Below are 16,623 nucleotides of genomic sequence, written 5' to 3'. Positions count from 1 at the left end.
ATGTGACAGGGTTGTCCCTGTGAGAGCCGCCTGGCGGGTCGCGCAGGTGCGCGCGGCCGAAGAGTTCGTCATGAAGACCCTGCCGGAGGGCTCGCTCATGCAGCGCGCCAGCGCCGGCCTGGCCCGCCGCTGCGCCGACACCCTTCCCCGGGTGTACGGCGGCCGCGTGCTGCTCCTCGTCGGCCCCGGCAACAACGGCGGCGACGCCTTGTACGCCGGGGCCATGCTCGCCCGCCGCGGCGCCCGCGTCGAGGCGCTGCTGCTCGACCCGGACCGCGTGCACCACGCCGCCGCCCAGGCCCTCCACCGGGCCGGCGGCCGGGTCGGCACCGACGCCCCCGGGGGCGCGGACCTGGTGGTGGACGGCATCCTCGGCATCGGCGGGCGCGGTGGCCTGCGCGAGCCCGTCGCCGCCCGGGTCGCCGAGATCGCCGACGTGCTGCGCGACGCGCCCGTCATCGCCGTCGACGTGCCCTCCGGCGTGGACGCCGACACGGGCGCCGTCACCGGCATGGCGATCCACGCCGACATCACCGTGACCTTCGGCGTGCTCAAGCCCGGGCTGCTGGTCGGAGCCGGCGCGGTACACAGCGGGATCGTCGAGCTCGTCGACATCGGCCTCGGCGAGCACCTCGACGGCGACCCGGCCCTCTACCTGCCCGACGCGGCCGACATCGCGGCGTGGTGGCCGCGGGCCGGGGCGAACGACAACAAGTACTCCCGCGGCGTCGTCGGGCTCGCGACCGGCTCGGCGAAGTACCCCGGCGCGGCCGTGCTCTCCACCGCCGGGGCGCTCGCCGGGCCGTCCGGGCTGGTGCGATACGCGGGCAGCGCCGCCGACGGGGTGCGCGCCCACCACCCGACCGTCATCGCCACCGAGCGGGTCGCCGACGCCGGGCGGGTCCAGGCCTGGGTCTGCGGCAGTGGCCTCGGCACCGACGAGCGCGCCTACGGCGAACTGCGCGCGGTGCTGGGCGCCCCGGTCCCGGTCGTGCTCGACGCGGACGCCCTCACGCTGCTCGGCGACGCGCGCCTGGGCGACTGGCTGCGCGAGCGCGACGCCCCGACCGTGGTGACCCCGCACGACGGGGAGTTCCAGCGCCTGTCGGGGGGCGCGCCCGGCGACGACCGGGTCGCGGCCGCGGTCACGCTGGCGGGGCGGATGGAGTCGGTCGTACTGCTCAAGGGCGACCACACGATCGTCGCGACCCCCGACGGCCGGGTCTACGTCAACCCGACCGGCACCGCGGCGCTGGCCACCGGCGGCACCGGCGACGTGCTCGCCGGGCTCCTCGGTTCCCTGCTCGCCGGCGGCCTGCCAGCCGAGCACGCCGCCCTCGCCGCCGCCTACGCACACGGCCTGGCCGGCCGCGAAGCCGCCGAGGCCGGGCCGGTGACCGCCGCCGATGTGGCCGTCCACCTGCGCGAAGTCGTCGGGAGCTTAACCCGTCGGTAACGACCGTTTAGGCTTGCTGCATGGGTACCGAGGTGGTCAAGAGCGGCAATCGCAAGCGCACGGCGGGGATCATCGGGGCGATCGTCGGCCTCGCCGCGGCCGGCGTCGCCGCCGGGGTGGCCACCGAGCGATACATCGTGCGCCGCTCCAAGAACGCCGACGACCCGTACGCGGACGAGGAGTTCGGCGTCTGGCACGCCGACGAGGAGCTGACGGTCACCGCCGAGGACGGCATCGACCTGCACGTCGAGATCGTGGACGGGCCTTCGAATTCGCAGGTGCCCACGCTGGTGTTCGTCCACGGCTTCTGCCTGGACATGGGCACGTTCCACTTCCAGCGCAAGTTCTTCCAGGGCAAGCACCGCATGGTCTTCTACGACCAGCCCGGGCACGGGCGCTCGGGGCGGCTGAGCAAGGGGGAGTACACCCTGGACTCCCTCGGCGCCGGCCTGCGCGCGGTCCTCGCGGCGGCTGCCCCCGACGGCCCGGTGGTGCTCGTCGGCCACTCGATGGGCGGGATGACCATCATGGCCCTGGCCGAGCAGGTGCCCGAGCTGTTCGAGTCCCGCGTCGCGGCCTGCGTGCTCATCTCCACGTCGGCCGGCAAGCTCGACACCGTCACGTTCGGCTTCCCCGACGTCATCGCCCGCTTCCGCCGCCCGCTGCTGCCGGTCGTCGGCTTCGCGGGCCCGATCAGCTCGGCCGTGATCGACCGGGCCCGCCGCGCCTCGACCGACCTCGCCTGGCTGCTGACCCGCCGCTACGGCTTCGGAACGTCCCGCCCGAGCCCGGCGCTGGTGTCGTACGTCGAGCGGATGAACTCCACCACGTCGACCGAGGTGATCGCGCGGTACCTGCGCACCCTCTACACCCATTCCCGGCTGCTGGTCCTGGGCCCGCTACGCTCGGTGCCGGTGTTGCTGGTCTGCGGGGACAAGGACGAGCTGACGCCGCTGGCGCACACGTACGAGATCACCTCGGTGCTGCCGGAGGCCGAGCTGGTGGTCGTGGCCGACGGCGGGCACGTGGTGATGCTGGAGCACGCCGACGAGGTCGACGACGTGATGGACAAGTTCCTGACGAAGGTGCTGGAGTGACAAGGGTGCTCGGGGTGACGGGGTGCTTGGGGTGACAGGGTGCTTGGGGTGACAGGCGTGCTTGGAGCGACGAGAGTCCTTGCGACCGTCGAGCAGACGCGGGACTTCGGCAAGGCCCTGGCCGCCGTTTTGCGCCCCGGCGACCTGGTCGTGCTGACCGGCCCGCTGGGCGCCGGCAAGACGGTCGTGGCCCAGGGCGTCGGCGCGGGCCTGCACGTCCGCGGCGACGTCACGTCCCCGACGTTCGTGATCGCCCGCGTCCACCAGCCGGACCCCGCACGCGGCGGAACCGTGCCCATGGTGCACGTCGACGCGTACCGCCTGGGCAACGTGCCCGACCCGATCGGCGAGGTCGACGCCCTGGACCTGGACGCGACGCTGGAGGACTCCGTGACCCTCGTCGAATGGGGCGAGGGCCTGGTGGAACAGTTGAGCGACGAGCACCTGGAGGTCCACCTGGACCGCCGCGACGACGACTCCCGCGTGGTGTCGCTGATCCCGCGCGGCGGCGACTGGCCGGCCCGGGCCGCGTCCCTCACACCAGCGTGACGGCGCGGGGGCGTGAGGGCGTGAGGGCGTGACTACGCTGCGGAGCGCAATTTGTCCGAAAATTTGCGCGGCGGGTTAGCGTAAAAATCAGAGGAACGGCACCGCCCCCAGACGCACACCGAGCTTCATCGTCCGACGTCTTTCGGCCCCGTGGCCCTGGCCTTCAGCCGTTCGGGTCGATGGCCTCGGCCTTGAGCCTTCGCTTCGAGCCGTTCGGGTCGATGGCCTCGACCTTCGCCTCGAGCCGTTCGGCCGATGGCCTTGCCTTTGGCCTTCGCCTTGAGCCGCGCGGTCGATGGCCTTGCCCTTGGCCCTGGCCTTCGTCTTGAGCCGTTGGCGTTCGGGGCGGCCCTCGGCGGGTGTTTGGTGCTTGGCCGTCACGCAGGTTGGAGGACTTCCCAGACGTCGACCCACGTGCCCTCGTCGTCGCGGCCGCGGGCGAGCAGGTGGCGTCCCTCGTGGCAGAACGCGGTGCTCACCGTCCGGGCCGGGGCGAGGTCGGCTCGGAAGACCTCGGCCTCGGTCTCCAGGTCGCGCACCGACAGCGTGCCGTCCAGCGCCGCCGCGCGCAGGCGGCCGTCCGGGCTCTCCATCTGCGTGGCGAACGCGTCCGCGCGGCTGGTCTCGGTGTAGCCGGTGAAGCGCCTGGGCAGGTCCTCGCCGACGACGCGGTCGATGCGGGTGCCGGTGGCCAGGTCCCAGACGGTGGCGACGTCGCGGCGGTATCGGCCGACGCTCGCCGCGCCCTCGCCGGTGGTGACGAGGCGCCACTCGGATTCGTTGAGGAGCACGGCGTCCGGCCTCTGGCCGTCGGTGAAGCTCGCCGTCACGCGGCCCGAGAGGACGTCCCACACCGCGAAGTGGCCGTCGGCGTCCCAGGTCACGAGCGCTAGTTGCTGGCCGGGGCCGAGCGCGACCTGCGCGTGCCCGCCACGGCCGGCGCCGCGGCCCGGGCGCAGCTCGGTGACGAGGGCGCCGGTGGAGATGGCGCGGACCTTGACGTATTCGCCGTCGCCCGAGCATTCAACCAGCGTGCGCCGGTCCGGCATGAGCAGCCAGTCTCCGGCCACGCGCAGGTGGTGGCGCTTGGCGAGCTGGTAGCGCTCGGCCCCGGCCGGCTCCAGGCGTGCGTGCGCGGACACGGCACCGGAGACCACCATGTCGCCGATCGCGACGCGCTGCTCGAGCAGGATGCCCTCGCTGCGGCCCGCCAATAGGTCGTACACGCGGTCGTCGGCGGTGCGCACCTGCGCGATGGGGGCACCGCGACCGTACGCCTCGCCCTCCTTCACCAGCCATCGAACCAGCCGGCCGCGCCCGCCCGGCACGGTCCACGACAGCGGCTCGACCCGCCACAGCGGCGGGTCGGCCGGCACCGCCCGGACCGAGCGGGCCCGGGCCCAGGCCGCCACGCCACGCAGCACCGCGAACTCGGGGTCCGCGGGCCGGGTCACGGGCCGGCCCAGGCCGTTGTGCAGCACCTGGCCGACGCCCGGCAGCCGTGCCCCGCCGCCCACAAGCAACACCGCCGCCACGTCCGTGGGCATGATCCCCGCGCGCGCGACGACCGCCCGGCAGCTGGCGACCAGCCACCGGGTGGCGGGCTCGGTGAGCTGCTCGAGGAGCCGGCGGTCCATCCGGTACGCCGGGACGCCCGCCTCCACCTCCTCCGCCGCCTCCGGATGCTCGGCGAGGCGGTGCTTGAGTCGGCGGACGATGTCCAGCGCGTGCAGGTTCGCCCGCACGCTCGTGTCCCCGCCGGCCGCGAACGCGGGCTCCACCCACTCGGCCAGCGTCGCGCGCAGGTCCGCGGCGAGCATGACGTCGATGTCGCGGCCGCTGCCCGATCCCTCGTGGCTCACCGGCACCGGCTGGCCCTGCTGTACCTGGGCGAGCGTCGCCGACCACGCGGCGCCGAGGTCGCACACGAGCACGTATCCGCCCTCGGGGACCTCCAGCAAAGTCATCGGGTCGAGCACCGCGGCGGCCGCGTCGGTGACCAGCTCAGCGTCGGGGAAGCCGGCCATGGAGGCGGCGGCGACGAGCGCCTCGCGACGGGGATCATGGATGCGGTACCCGGCCGGCGCGCTCAGCACCAGCCGCCCGACGGCCCCGTGCGCGCGGCGCGCCTCGGCAAGGACCGCCTCCAGCGCCGTGCTCACCAGCTCCACGCCGTTGACGAGCTGGTCGCCGAGCCAGAGCGGGGCGTTGGCATCGATCGCGCGGCGCACCCCGTCGACGTAGTGCCGCGGATGCTGGTCGCGGGCCTGTTCGGCGGCGGCCCCGACGATCAGGCGCGGGCGAGCGGGGGTGCCGGCCGGCGGGGCGGCCAGGGCGGCGCTGCCCGGCCATCGCGGCGCGCCGGTCATCGGCTCGCGCACCGGGTTGAGCTGGTCGGGCAGGACGACGGCGGCGGACAGGGCCCACGACCCGATGTCCACGACCAGGATCGGTTCGTTCACGGCGGCTCTCCCGGCGTAGATAGCCGCCGATGCTAGGCGCCCCTCGTTGCGGACGCGTTAATTGTGTCCGCATGACCAGGGCGAGGGGCGCGGCGAGGAACTGTTTAGAGTTGGGGCCGTGCTGGTGATGGTGGTGGACACGGCGACGGCGGCGGTGACCGCGGCGCTGGCGCGGGTCGGTGACGACAATGTGATCCTGCTCTCGGAGCAGGTCACCGTCGACGCCCGCGGCGCCGGGGAGTTGCTCGCGCCGCAGATCACCGCCGTGCTGGCCGAGGGCGGGGCGGCCGCCGGCGACCTGGCCGCGATCGTCGCCGGCGTCGGCCCGGGCCCCTTCACCGGCCTGCGCGCGGGCCTGGTCACCGCGGCGGCGCTGGGCCACGCGCTGGGCATCCCGGTCTACGGGGTCTGCACGCTCGACGCGATCGGCCTCCGCCTGCCCGGGCGGTCCCTCGTGGCCACCGACGCCCGCCGCAAGGAGATCTACTGGGCCGTCTACGACGACGGGGCCCGGATCGCCGGCCCCGACGTCGCCCGCCCGGCGGCGGTCCCGCTCGACGGGATCGCGCGGGCCGGCGGCGACGGCGCGGAGAAGTATTCGGACGTGCTCGGCCTCCCCGTCGAGGGCTCCCCCTACCCGTCGGCGCTCGCCCTCGCCGAGCTGGCGGCCGACCGGGTGCGCGGGAAGGCCCCGGCGGAGACGCTGACCCCGCTCTACCTGCGCCGGCCCGACGCGGTGCTGCCCGGCGAGCGGAAACCGGCCCTGCGGTGAGCGCCGTCGTGAGTCCGGTGACCCTGGCGCAGCTGCGGTGGTTCCACGTCGAGCGGCTGCTGCCGATCGAGGACGAGCTGTTCGGCGAGGAGCGCTGGTCGGCGGGCATGTTCTGGAACGAGCTCGCCGGCGGCCACCACTACCTGGTCGCCCTGGACGCCGGCGGGGACGGCGAGGTCGTCGTCGGATACGCCGGGCTCGCGTTCGCGCCGCCGGACGAGGCGTGGGTGCAGAATCTCGGGGTACGCAAGGACGCGCAGCGGCGGGGGATCGGGCGGCGGCTGCTGGAGGCGCTGCTCGACGAGGCCGCGCGGCGAGGGGCGAGGAAGGTGCTGCTGGAGGTGGCCGTGGACAACGCGCCGGCGCAGCGGCTCTATGCGCGGCACGGGTTCGAGGCCGTCGGCATCCGCCGCGGTTACTACCAGCCCAGCAACACGGATGCACTGGTGATGATGCGTGAGCAAGACTGAGCCGCTGGTTGTCGGGATCGAGACGTCGTGCGACGAGACCGGCGTCGGGATCGTGCGCGGGCACACGCTGCTCGCGGACGAGATCGCCTCGAGCGTGGACGAGCACGCGCGCTTCGGCGGCGTGGTGCCCGAGGTCGCCAGCCGGGCGCACTTCGAGGCCATGGTCCCGACGATGCAGCGGGCCCTGGACAAGGCGGGCGTGACGCTGTCCGATGTGGACGCGGTCGCGGTGACCGCCGGGCCCGGCCTGGCCGGTGCCCTGCTGGTCGGCGTCGCCGCCGCGAAAGCCTACGCGCTGGCCGCGGGCAAGCCGATCTACGGCGTCAACCACCTCGCCGCCCACGTCGCCGTCGACACCCTGGAGCACGGGGCGCTTCCGGAGCCGGCCATCGCGCTGCTCGTCTCCGGGGGCCACTCCTCCCTGCTGCGGGTCGACGACCTGGCGGGCGGTGTCGCTCCGCTCGGCGCGACCATCGACGACGCGGCGGGGGAGGCGTTCGACAAGGTGGCGCGGCTGCTCGGGCTGCCGTTCCCGGGCGGGCCACCGATCGACAGGGCGGCGCGCGACGGGCAGGTCGTGATCCCGTTCCCGCGGGGCCTGACCGGGCCGCGGGACCTCGCCGAGCACCGGTTCGACTTCTCGTTCTCGGGGCTGAAGACGGCCGTGGCGCGGTGGGTCGAGGCGCGGCAGCGGGCCGGGGAGGCGGTGTCGGTGAACGACGTGGCGGCGAGCTTCCAGGAGGCGGTCTGCGACGTGCTGACGGCGAAGGCCGTGGACGCCTGCCGGGAGCACGGGATCGCCACGCTCGTGATCGGCGGCGGGGTCGCGGCCAACTCGCGGATCCGGTCGATGGCGCAGGAGCGGTGCGACAAGCACGGCATCGCGCTGCGGGTGCCACGGCCCAAGCTGTGCACGGACAACGGGGCGATGGTGGCGGCGCTCGGCTCGCACCTGGTCGCGTCCGGGGCCGCGCCGGGGTCGCTGGGGCTGCCGTCGGACTCGGCCATGCCGATCACCCTCGTGACGGCCTGACGGGCGCGGGGCTGGTCGGTGCGATGGGAGTAGAGTCCAGCGCCGTGATCGTGCGCATGTGGGAGGTCAGGGCGCACCCGGAGGCGTTCGGGGAGCTGTTGTCCTGGGTCTGTGAGGCGATGCTGCCCCGGGTCGAGGTGCATCCGATGCACCTGAGCAGCGAGGTGTACAGCTCGACGGATCATCGCCTCGTGGTCGTGTCCAAGTGGCGGGGGAGCACGCCCGAGGGCTTCGCCGAGCCGCCGTCGCATCTCCTGGCCCGCAAGCCGCAGTTCTGGGACTTCACGCAGGTCGACCGCTGAGCAGTGGGTCGACCGCTGAGCAGTGGGTTGAGCGCTGAGTAGTGGGTTGAGCGCTGAATAAATGTAAGGCGCCGCGCGGGCGGTAATGGTTACCGTCAGGGGCTGTGCGCAGACTGCCTCTCGATGAGCCCGGGGAGCCCGATCATTCCTCGGCGGCGCGGTATCTGCTCTGGATCGCCCGGCGCCAGGCCTCGCTGATCATTGGCGGGGTCTGCTTCGGCATCGCCTGGATGGTCAGCCAGGCGCTCGTGCCCGCCGCGATCGGGGCCGGCGTCGACGCCCTGGCGCGGCACGACCGCGGCGGGCTGCTGTGGGCCGCGGCCGGCGTGCTCGGCCTCGGCGCGGCCACCGCGCTATCCGGCGTCATGCGGCACCGCTTCGCCGTGACGAACTTCCTCAGCGCCGGGTTCCGCACTGTACAGGTCACCGCCCGGCACGCGACCCGGCTCGGGGCCACGCTGCCGAAGCGGATCGCCACCGGCGAGGTCGTGAGCATCGGCACGACGGACTTCGACCACATCGGGTACTCGATGGACATCACGGCGCGCGGCAGCGGGGCGGTGGTCGCCATCGTCGTGGTGAGCGCGCTGCTGCTGCGGGTATCGGTGCCGCTCGGGCTGGTCGTGGTGCTCGGCGTCCCGGTCCTGGTCGCCGTGGTCGGGCTGCTGCTGCGGCCCCTGCATCACCGGCGGCGCCACCAGCGCGACCTGGCCGGTGAGCTGACCGGGCGGGCCGTCGACATCGTGGCCGGGCTGCGGGTGCTGCGCGGGGTCGGCGGCGAGGCGGAGTTCTCGCGCCGGTACCACGCCGAGTCCCAGCGCGTCCGCTTCGCCGGTGTCCGGGTGGCCCGCGTCGAGTCGCTGCTGGAGGCGGCGCAGATCCTGCTCCCGGGCTGCTTCGTCGCGCTCGTGACCTGGCTCGGCGCGCGGTTCGCGATCGCGGGAAGGATCTCGCCGGGGGAGCTCGTCGCCTTCTACGCCTACGCGGCGTTCCTGATCTCGCCGCTGCGGACGCTGACCGAGTTCGCCGACAAGGTCACCCGCGGGCTGGTGAGCGCCCGCCGCGTGGTCGACCTGCTGAGCATCAGTCCGGATTTCACGCTCGAAGAAGGGACCGAACCGCCGCCGGGTAACAATCTCGATGACCCGGACTCAGGACTGCGGGTAGCGGAGAACCTGCTCACCGCGGTCGCGGCCGTGCGGCCCGAGGACGCGGCCGCCATCGCGGATCGGCTCGCGCTGCTGGCGCCGGGGTCGGCGGCGAGGCTGCACGGGGTACCGCTGCGGCAAATGGCGGTCGAGGACGTGCGGCGCCGGATCGTCCTGGCCGACAACGACGACCGGCTCTTTCGCGGGGCCCTGCGCGAGGCGGTCGGGGACGGCGCCACGCTGGCGGACGCGGCGGCGTGGGACATCGTCGAGGCGCTGCCCGACGGGCTCGACACCGAGATCGCCGAGCGCGGCCGGGACTTCTCCGGCGGGCAGCAGCAGCGGCTGCGCCTGGCCCGGGTGCTCGCGCTCGACCCGCCGGTGCTGGTGCTCGTGGAGCCGACCAGCGCGGTCGACGCGCACACCGAGGCGCGCATCGCCCAGCGGCTGCCGGCGGCGCGGGCCGGGCGCACGACCGTGGTGTGCACGACCAGCCCGCTGCTGCTCGACCGGGCCGACACGGTCGCGTTCGTCGGCGCCGACGGGCGGGTCGCCGCCACCGGGTCGCACCGGGAACTGCTGGACACGTGCCCGGCGTACGCCGCCGTCGTCACCCGCGGGGAGGACTGATGCTGCCGGTCGCGAGCCCGCCCGAGGTGCGCCGATACCTCCGGGCGCTGCTCACCGCCCACCCCGGCCGGCTCGCCGGGGTGCTGGCGCTGCACGTGCTCGGGGCGGCGGCCGGGCTCGCCGCGCCGCCGCTGCTCGGGCGGCTCGTGGAGCGGGTCGTGGCCGGGACCTCGACGGTGACCGTCGACCGGATCGCGCTGGCGATCGCCGGGTTCGTACTCGCACAGGCGGTGCTGGTGCGCTACGCGCGGCTGGCGGCGGCGCAGCTGGCCGAGCGGGTGCTGGCCGGACTGCGCGAGGAGTTCGTCGACGGGGTGCTGGCGGTGCCACTGTCCACGGTGGAGCGGGCCGGCACCGGCGACCTGCTCAGCCGGGCCTCGCGGGACGTTTCGCAGACGTCGGAGTCGGTGCAGGCGGCGCTGCCGGCGATCGTGGTCGGGCTGCTGCAGATGCTGCTGACGTTCGTCGCGATCGCGCTGGTCGGGCCGATCCTGCTGCTGCCGGCGCTGGTGGCGGTGCCGGTGCTGTACCTCGGCTCGCGCTGGTACTTCCGCCGCGCCACCGCCGGCTACCTGCGCGAGGGCGCCGCCTTCGCCCGGGTCGCCGACGGGCTGACCGAGACCGTCGAGGGCGCCCGGACCGTGGAGACCCTGGGTCTGCGGCAGCGGCGGGTCGATCACACCCAGGAGCAGCTGCGGCAGCTGTACGGCGCCGCGATGTACACCCTGAAGCTGCGCACGGTCTGGTTCCCGGTGACCGAGTTCGGCTACGCGCTGCCGGCCGCGGTGACGCTGCTCGCCGGCGGCTGGTTCGTGCTTTCGGGCTGGGCGGACGTCGGGCAGGTGACCGCGGCCGTGCTGTACTTCGTCGCGATCATCGACCCGCTCGACCGCGTGCTGAGCTACTTCGACCAGATGCAGCTGGGCCTGGCCTCGTTCGCCCGGATCGCCGGCGTGCGCCCGGCGATGCGAGAACAACCGGAGGCGAACGCGCGGCCGGTGGACGAGGCGCTGGTCGCCAAGGACGTGCGGTACTCCTATGTGGACGGCCGGGACGTCCTGCACGGCATCGACCTCGCCGTCCGGCCCGGGGAGCGGCTCGCCGTGGTCGGGCCCTCGGGCGCGGGCAAGTCGACGCTCGGACGGCTGCTCGCCGGGATCCACGCGCCGCGGGAGGGGGTGGTGGAGCTCGGCACGGTGCCGCTGACGGACCTGCCCCTCGACGAGCTGCGCGGCCACGTCGCGCTGGTGACCCAGGAGCATCACGTCTTCATCGGCACCCTGCGGGACAACCTCACCCTGGCCCGGGCCGGGGCGCACGACACCGAACTGTGCGCGGCGCTGGCGAGCGTCGACGCGCTGGACTGGGCGCTCGCCCTGCCCGAGGGCCTGGACACCGCGGAGCTGAACCTGTCGCCGGCGCAGGCCCAGCAGCTGGCCCTGGCCCGGCTGGTCCTGGCCGACCCGCACACCCTGGTCCTGGACGAGGCGACGTCGCTGATCGACCCGCGGGCCGCCCGGAACCTGGAGCGGTCGCTGGCCGGGGCGCTGGCCGGGCGGACGGTGATCGCGATCGCGCACCGGCTCTTCTCCGCCCACGACGCCGACCGGGTCGCGGTCGTGGAGGGCGGCCGGATCACCGAGCTGGGCAGCCACGACGAGCTGATCGCGGCGGGCGGCGCCTACGCCGCGCTCTGGCGGTCGTGGCACGGCCGGTGACTACTTGACGAGGCCGTACACGACCGCGATGACGACGAGCGCCGCGATCGCGAGCCCGAACGTCAGCAGCAGCTGGCGGTCGACGGATGGTTCGGCCGGGACCGGGGCGAGCGCGGGGAGATCGATCACGGCGGCTTTGAGGTCGTCGAGGGTCTTCGCCGCGTAGACGGTCCCGACCCGGTCGGAGAACTCGTCCAGGGTGAGCCGCCCCGCCTCGGTGTGCCGCTGCAGCACCCCGATCACGCGCTGACGGTCCTCGTCCGATGCCCGCACGCCGATATGGTTTCAGTGCGCGGCGATCGGCGCCAGGGTCGCCCCCGTGACCTGCACCAGGTCGGCCGGGGCGAGCTCGATCTGCAGGCCGCGGCGGCCGCCGGAGACGTATATCGTGGCGAATCCCTCCGCCGAGGCGTCGATGACGATCGGCAGCCGGGAGCGCTGCCCGACCGGCGAGATGCCGCCGGTGACGTAGCCGGTGGCCCGCTCGGCGGCGGCCGGCTCGGCCATCGCGGCCCGCTTGCCGCCGGCCGCGGCGGCGAGCGCCTTGAGGTCCAGCGAGGACGAGACCGGGACTACGCCGACGGTGAGCTGCCCGTCGACGCTCGTCACCAGGGTCTTGAACAGCCGCGTGGGATCGACGCCCAGGGCTGCGGCGGCGGCCTCGCCGTAGGAGGCGGCGCGCGGGTCCACCTCGTAGGTGTGCGGGGTGAACGCGATCTTCGCGCGGGTCAGCAGTGCGGTCGCCGGGGTGCCCTTGCTCGCCACTGGCCCACAATAGCGACATGCAGATCGGCGCGGTCCAGTTGTACCTCGGCCACGGCCACCTGTTCCTGGGCGCGACGAGCGGCGTGGACCTGTCGGTGTTCGACGGCGACGGGGCGGTCACCGCGACCGAGCACCACGTGCGCATCGCCGCCCGCCCGCAGGTCGGTCCGGTGCGGGTGCGGCTGTGGCAGGGGGCCGGGCCGCGGGTCGGGCGGCTGGTCTTCGACGGGGTGCTCAAGCTGCCCGACGCCCGCTTCTGCATCGAGGAGGCCACGGGGCTCTCGCGATACGTCACCAAGGTCACCGGCCACAGCCCCCGCGTGCTGATCGCGGTCGACGACCCCGGGCACGCCTCCCGGGTCGATGTCGTGCTGGAGCCCGAGTTCGTGCCCCGCAGCGCGCAGGTGTGGACCGCCGGCGAGCCGCCGTTTCCGAAGCTGACGGTGGCGCCGAGCGCGCCCCGGCACCGGGCCGACGCGTTCGCCGATGCCCTGGCCGGGCACGACTTCGCCCGCCGGCGCCTCGCCGCCGCCCTGCTGGTCGTGGCCGAGGAGCGGCGCCAGCGCAACTCCGAGCAGAGCGTGGCCTTCTACGTCAACGACATCGTGGAGTGGCTGCGCTGGCTCAACGACCGCCTGACCTACGAGATGTGCCGCGACACCGGCCGCGACCTGCTGGGCCGGCTCGGGCTGCACCCGCCCGACCAGCTGGCCGAGGAGGTCCTCAGCGACCTGCAGCGCCGGCTGGGGCATCCGCTGGTGTGAGCAGCAGCACGGCGGGCTCGCCGGCGATCCTCGTCAGCGCGATGACGGCGCTCCCGCTGCCCTCCAGCCGCAGCTGTCTGCGCAGGTCCTCGACGTCGTGGGCGGATCCGCGCTTGATGATCTGCAGCGCGCCGACGTCGCGCTCCCGCAGGGCCGCGCGCAGCTTCTTCAGCGCCAGCGGCAGGCGCTCCGTGATGACATACCTTCTACCGAAATTCGTAGGTATATCGGCATTCGTGGTGACATAGGCGATCGTCTCGTCCAGCAGCGTGCCGTCGAGCGACTCGGCCAGCTCGGCCACCAGATGGGCCCGGACCACGGCGCCGTCCGGATCGACCAGGAAGCGGCCGAGCGGGCCGGCCGGGGCGCGCAAGGAACCGGAGCCGGTCAGCTCGAACGCGTGCTCGCCGCGGATCACGGTCGCCCGGCGCGGGGCCCGGGCCAGGGGGCCGCACCACGCGGCCGCCTCGACCACGTCGCCGTCCACCGACACCCACTCGCCCTCGGCGCCCTCGGGTAGCAGGTCGTGGTCGATGCCGGGGGCGAGCTTGAGCACGGTGTGCGGGACCCGGGCGGGCAGGGCGGTGACGAAGTCCCACGGCGGGCTGTAGGCCCGCGGGTCGAACACCCGGCGCCCGCCCGACGTGCGGCGGGCCGGGTCGCAGAACACCGCGTCGACGGCGTCGAGGGGCGTTTCGGTGGCGTCGCGAGGCTCTACGAGTACGACCTCCGAAAGATCCAGCGCGCGGACGTTGGCCTCCGCCACGGCGGCCGTCACGGGATCCGCGTCGACGGCCAGCACCGAAAGGCCCGCCCGGGCGAACGCGATGGTGTCGGCGCCGACCCCGCAGCCGAGGTCCGCCACCCGGCGCACGCCCGCGGCGGTCAGCCGGGCGGCGCGGCGGCGCGCGACCGTGGCCCGGGTCGCCTGCTCCAGCCCGGCCCGTGTGAAGAGCATTTCGCCCGCATCGGTACCGAACTTCGCCGCCGCCTTCCGCCGCAGTTCGGCCTGGGTCAGCGCCGCGGCCGCGAGGGCGGGCGGAAGGCCCCGCGCGCGCAGCGCCGAGGCCGCGGCGAGCGGGTCGCCGCCGGGCAGCGCGGCCGCGGCGGCCAGCGCGTCCCGCCCGGCGACGGAGGTCAGGGCCTGCACGTCCTCGAGCTGCACACGGCGATTATCGCCGCCGGGGATCGGGGTGATTTCGCGGCGTGTCTGGCACTCTAGTTGACGGAGTGCTAGCCACCGGCATAACCTCCGAGTTAGCACTCTCGTGTCGAGGGTGCCAGTTATGCCCGGCCGGGGCCGGCACCCGCGACGACGGCTTCACCGGGCACTCGATAAGCAAGCTCGATACCCCAGGAGGGTATGCCCGTGACTACCGCGACGCAGGTTGCGATCAAGCCGCTCGAGGACCGCATCCTGGTCCAGGCCAACGAGGCTGAGACGACCACCGCCTCGGGCATCGTCATTCCGGACACCGCGAAGGAGAAGCCCCAGGAGGGCACCGTCATCGCGGTCGGCCCGGGTCGCATCGACGACAAGGGCAACCGGGTGCCGATCGACGTCAAGGTCGGCGACACCGTCATCTACTCGAAGTACGGCGGCACCGAGGTCAAGTACGCCGGCTCGGAGTACCTCGTGCTCAGCGCCCGCGACGTGCTCGCCGTCATCGAGAAGTGACTCTCACTCACTAGAAGCTAGTGGCCACCGCCCCGGACCCGTGCGCAGGCGCGAGGCAGCCGGGGCGGTGTCGCTTTGAAGGGAACCCACAAGCATGGCGAAGATCCTGAGCTTCTCCGACGAGGCGCGCCACCTTCTGGAGCACGGCGTCAACCGCCTGGCCGACACGGTCAAGGTCACGCTCGGCCCCCGCGGGCGCAACGTCGTCCTGGACAAGAAGTTCGGCGCCCCGACCATCACCAACGACGGCGTGACGATCGCCAAGGAGATCGAGCTCGCCAACCCGTACGAGAACCTCGGCGCCCAGCTGGTCAAGGAGGTCGCCACCAAGACCAACGACGTCGCCGGTGACGGCACGACGACGGCGACGGTCCTGGCCCAGGCGCTCGTCCGCGAGGGCCTGCGCAACGTGGCCGCCGGCGCCAACCCGGCCGGTATCAAGCGCGGCGTCGACCAGGCCGCGGCCGCGGTCGTGCAGGCGCTCAAGGACAAGGCCACCCCGGTCGCGAGCCACACCGAGATCGCCCAGGTCGCCACCATCTCCGCGCAGGACGCCGCCATCGGCGACCTCATCGCCTCGGCGATGGAGCGGGTGGGCCGCGACGGCGTCATCACGGTCGAGGAGGGCTCGACCCTCACGACCGAGCTCGAGGTCACCGAGGGCATGCAGTTCGACAAGGGCTTCATCTCCCCGCACTTCGTCACCGACGGCGAGGCGCAGGAGGCGGTCCTCGAGGACGCCTACGTCCTGATCACGACCCAGAAGATCTCCGCCATCGAGGAGCTGCTGCCCCTCCTGGAGAAGATCGTGCAGAACAGCAAGCCGCTGTTCATCATCGCCGAGGACGTCGAGGGCCAGGCCCTGTCCACCCTCGTGGTGAACGCGATCCGCAAGACCTTCAAGGTCGTCGCGGTCAAGGCCCCCGGCTTCGGCGACCGCCGCAAGGCGATGCTGCAGGACATCTCGATCCTCACCGGCGCCGAGCTGGTCGCCCCCGAGCTGGGCTACAAGCTCGAGGGTGTCGGCCTGGAGCAGCTGGGCACCGCCCGCCGCGTCGTGGTCACCAAGGACCTGACCACGATCGTCGACGGCGGCGGCGAGCGGTCCGAGGTCACCGCGCGCGTCGAGCAGCTGCGCAAGGAGATCGAGGCCTCCGACTCCGACTGGGACAAGGAGAAGCTCAACGAGCGGGTCGCCAAGCTCGCGGGCGGCGTCGCGGTCATCAAGGCCGGCGCCGCGACCGAGGTCGAGATGAAGGAGCGCAAGCACCGCATCGAGGACGCGATCTCCGCCACGAAGGCCGCGGTCCAGGAGGGCATCGTCCCCGGCGGCGGCGCCGCCCTGGCCCAGGTGCGCTCGGTCCTCGACGGCGACCTCGGCCTGACCGGCGACGAGAAGGCCGGCGTGTCGATCGTGCGCAAGGCCCTGGTCGAGCCGCTGCGGTGGATCGCCCAGAACGCGGGCCACGACGGCTACGTCGTGGTCGGCAAGGTCGGCGCCCTCGACTTCGGCCACGGGCTGGACGCCGCCACGGGCGAGTACGTCGACCTGGTGAAGTCCGGCATCGTCGACCCGGTGAAGGTGACCCACAGCGCGGTCGCCAACGCCGCGTCGATCGCCGGCCTGCTGCTGACCACGGAGAGCCTGGTCGTCGAGAAGCCGGAGGCTCCGGAGCCGGCCGCCGCCGGTGGCCACGGTCACGGTCACGGCCACTCGCACGGCCCGGGCTTCTGATCCGGTTGCACTGCGGACCCCGGGCGCCCGGCGCCCGGGGTCCG

Annotated in this window: 16 protein-coding genes; 12 read left to right on the top strand and 4 right to left on the bottom strand. The window is 73.7% G+C overall.

Annotated elements, in window-relative coordinates:
• Positions 1-19: 19 nt before the first annotated feature.
• Genes ACQPY0_RS54270 through tsaE form a run of 3 tightly spaced genes read left to right on the top strand, consistent with a single transcriptional unit; the run spans position 20 to position 3,102 of the window.
• On the top strand, positions 20-1,456 hold the full coding sequence (locus tag ACQPY0_RS54270) for an NAD(P)H-hydrate dehydratase (protein ID WP_432980254.1): 1,437 nt from the start codon (positions 20-22) through the stop codon (positions 1,454-1,456).
• A 20-nt stretch (positions 1,457-1,476) separates the two neighbouring features.
• Positions 1,477-2,553, top strand: coding sequence for an alpha/beta fold hydrolase (locus ACQPY0_RS54265; protein WP_432980251.1), 1,077 nt, complete (start codon positions 1,477-1,479; stop codon positions 2,551-2,553).
• 48 nt (positions 2,554-2,601) lie between these two features.
• Positions 2,602-3,102, top strand: a complete 501-nt coding sequence (gene tsaE, locus ACQPY0_RS54260) for a tRNA (adenosine(37)-N6)-threonylcarbamoyltransferase complex ATPase subunit type 1 TsaE (protein WP_432980249.1) — start codon at positions 2,602-2,604, stop codon at positions 3,100-3,102.
• A gap of 377 nt (positions 3,103-3,479) precedes the next feature.
• Here the strand turns inward: tsaE and ACQPY0_RS54255 are convergent, their stop codons facing one another.
• Positions 3,480-5,564 carry an Hsp70 family protein gene (locus tag ACQPY0_RS54255; protein ID WP_432980246.1) on the bottom strand — a complete coding sequence of 695 codons (2,085 nt, stop codon included), beginning with the start codon at positions 5,562-5,564 and terminating at the stop codon, positions 3,480-3,482.
• A gap of 118 nt (positions 5,565-5,682) precedes the next feature.
• Here ACQPY0_RS54255 and tsaB point away from each other — a divergent pair, with 118 nt between their 5' ends.
• From tsaB to ACQPY0_RS54225, 6 genes are all read left to right on the top strand, one after another.
• Positions 5,683-6,336, top strand: coding sequence for a tRNA (adenosine(37)-N6)-threonylcarbamoyltransferase complex dimerization subunit type 1 TsaB (gene tsaB / locus ACQPY0_RS54250; protein WP_432980243.1), 654 nt, complete (start codon positions 5,683-5,685; stop codon positions 6,334-6,336).
• A gap of 8 nt (positions 6,337-6,344) precedes the next feature.
• Positions 6,345-6,806 carry a ribosomal protein S18-alanine N-acetyltransferase gene (gene rimI / locus ACQPY0_RS54245; RefSeq protein ID WP_432980240.1) on the top strand — a complete coding sequence of 154 codons (462 nt, stop codon included), beginning with the start codon at positions 6,345-6,347 and terminating at the stop codon, positions 6,804-6,806.
• Positions 6,793-7,839: a tRNA (adenosine(37)-N6)-threonylcarbamoyltransferase complex transferase subunit TsaD gene (gene tsaD, locus ACQPY0_RS54240; RefSeq protein ID WP_432980237.1), complete on the top strand. Its 1,047-nt coding sequence runs from the start codon at positions 6,793-6,795 to the stop codon at positions 7,837-7,839. Before rimI ends, tsaD begins: the two co-directional genes overlap by 14 nt.
• 44 nt (positions 7,840-7,883) lie before the next feature.
• Positions 7,884-8,141 (top strand): hypothetical protein, encoded by a 258-nt coding sequence (locus ACQPY0_RS54235; protein WP_432980234.1) that lies wholly within the window; start codon positions 7,884-7,886, stop codon positions 8,139-8,141.
• A 104-nt stretch (positions 8,142-8,245) separates the two neighbouring features.
• Positions 8,246-9,919: an ABC transporter transmembrane domain-containing protein gene (locus ACQPY0_RS54230; protein WP_432980231.1), complete on the top strand. Its 1,674-nt coding sequence runs from the start codon at positions 8,246-8,248 to the stop codon at positions 9,917-9,919.
• Entirely contained in the window at positions 9,919-11,637 is a 1,719-nt protein-coding gene (locus ACQPY0_RS54225) for an ABC transporter ATP-binding protein (RefSeq protein ID WP_432980228.1), read from the top strand. Before ACQPY0_RS54230 ends, ACQPY0_RS54225 begins: the two co-directional genes overlap by 1 nt.
• Here the strand turns inward: ACQPY0_RS54225 and ACQPY0_RS54220 are convergent, their stop codons facing one another.
• Positions 11,638-11,910 (bottom strand): DUF1707 SHOCT-like domain-containing protein, encoded by a 273-nt coding sequence (locus tag ACQPY0_RS54220; RefSeq protein WP_432980225.1) that lies wholly within the window; start codon positions 11,908-11,910, stop codon positions 11,638-11,640. It lies immediately after the preceding gene.
• Between the two features lie 12 nt (positions 11,911-11,922).
• Positions 11,923-12,402, bottom strand: a complete 480-nt coding sequence (gene ybaK / locus ACQPY0_RS54215; RefSeq protein ID WP_432980222.1) for a Cys-tRNA(Pro) deacylase — start codon at positions 12,400-12,402, stop codon at positions 11,923-11,925.
• A 17-nt stretch (positions 12,403-12,419) separates the two neighbouring features.
• Here ybaK and ACQPY0_RS54210 point away from each other — a divergent pair, with 17 nt between their 5' ends.
• Positions 12,420-13,166: a hypothetical protein gene (locus ACQPY0_RS54210; protein WP_432980219.1), complete on the top strand. Its 747-nt coding sequence runs from the start codon at positions 12,420-12,422 to the stop codon at positions 13,164-13,166.
• Here the strand turns inward: ACQPY0_RS54210 and ACQPY0_RS54205 are convergent.
• A complete protein-coding gene (locus ACQPY0_RS54205) occupies positions 13,126-14,331 on the bottom strand; it encodes a class I SAM-dependent methyltransferase (protein ID WP_432980216.1) in 1,206 nt (401 codons plus the stop codon). The two genes, ACQPY0_RS54210 and ACQPY0_RS54205, sit on opposite strands and share 41 nt — an antisense overlap.
• 198 nt (positions 14,332-14,529) lie before the next feature.
• Between ACQPY0_RS54205 and groES the strand changes: the two genes are divergently transcribed.
• Entirely contained in the window at positions 14,530-14,844 is a 315-nt protein-coding gene (groES, locus tag ACQPY0_RS54200) for a co-chaperone GroES (RefSeq protein WP_223099008.1), read from the top strand.
• A 94-nt stretch (positions 14,845-14,938) separates the two neighbouring features.
• The gene (gene groL / locus ACQPY0_RS54195) at positions 14,939-16,579 is read left to right on the top strand and encodes a chaperonin GroEL (protein ID WP_432980213.1); all 1,641 of its coding nucleotides are present in this window, start codon (positions 14,939-14,941) and stop codon (positions 16,577-16,579) included.
• Positions 16,580-16,623: the final 44 nt, after the last annotated feature.

The organism is Dactylosporangium sp. CA-233914 (assembly GCF_050942935.1).
Taxonomy (GTDB): Bacteria; Actinomycetota; Actinomycetes; order Mycobacteriales; family Micromonosporaceae; genus Dactylosporangium.
This window is presented reverse-complemented; position numbering and strand designations above follow the sequence as displayed.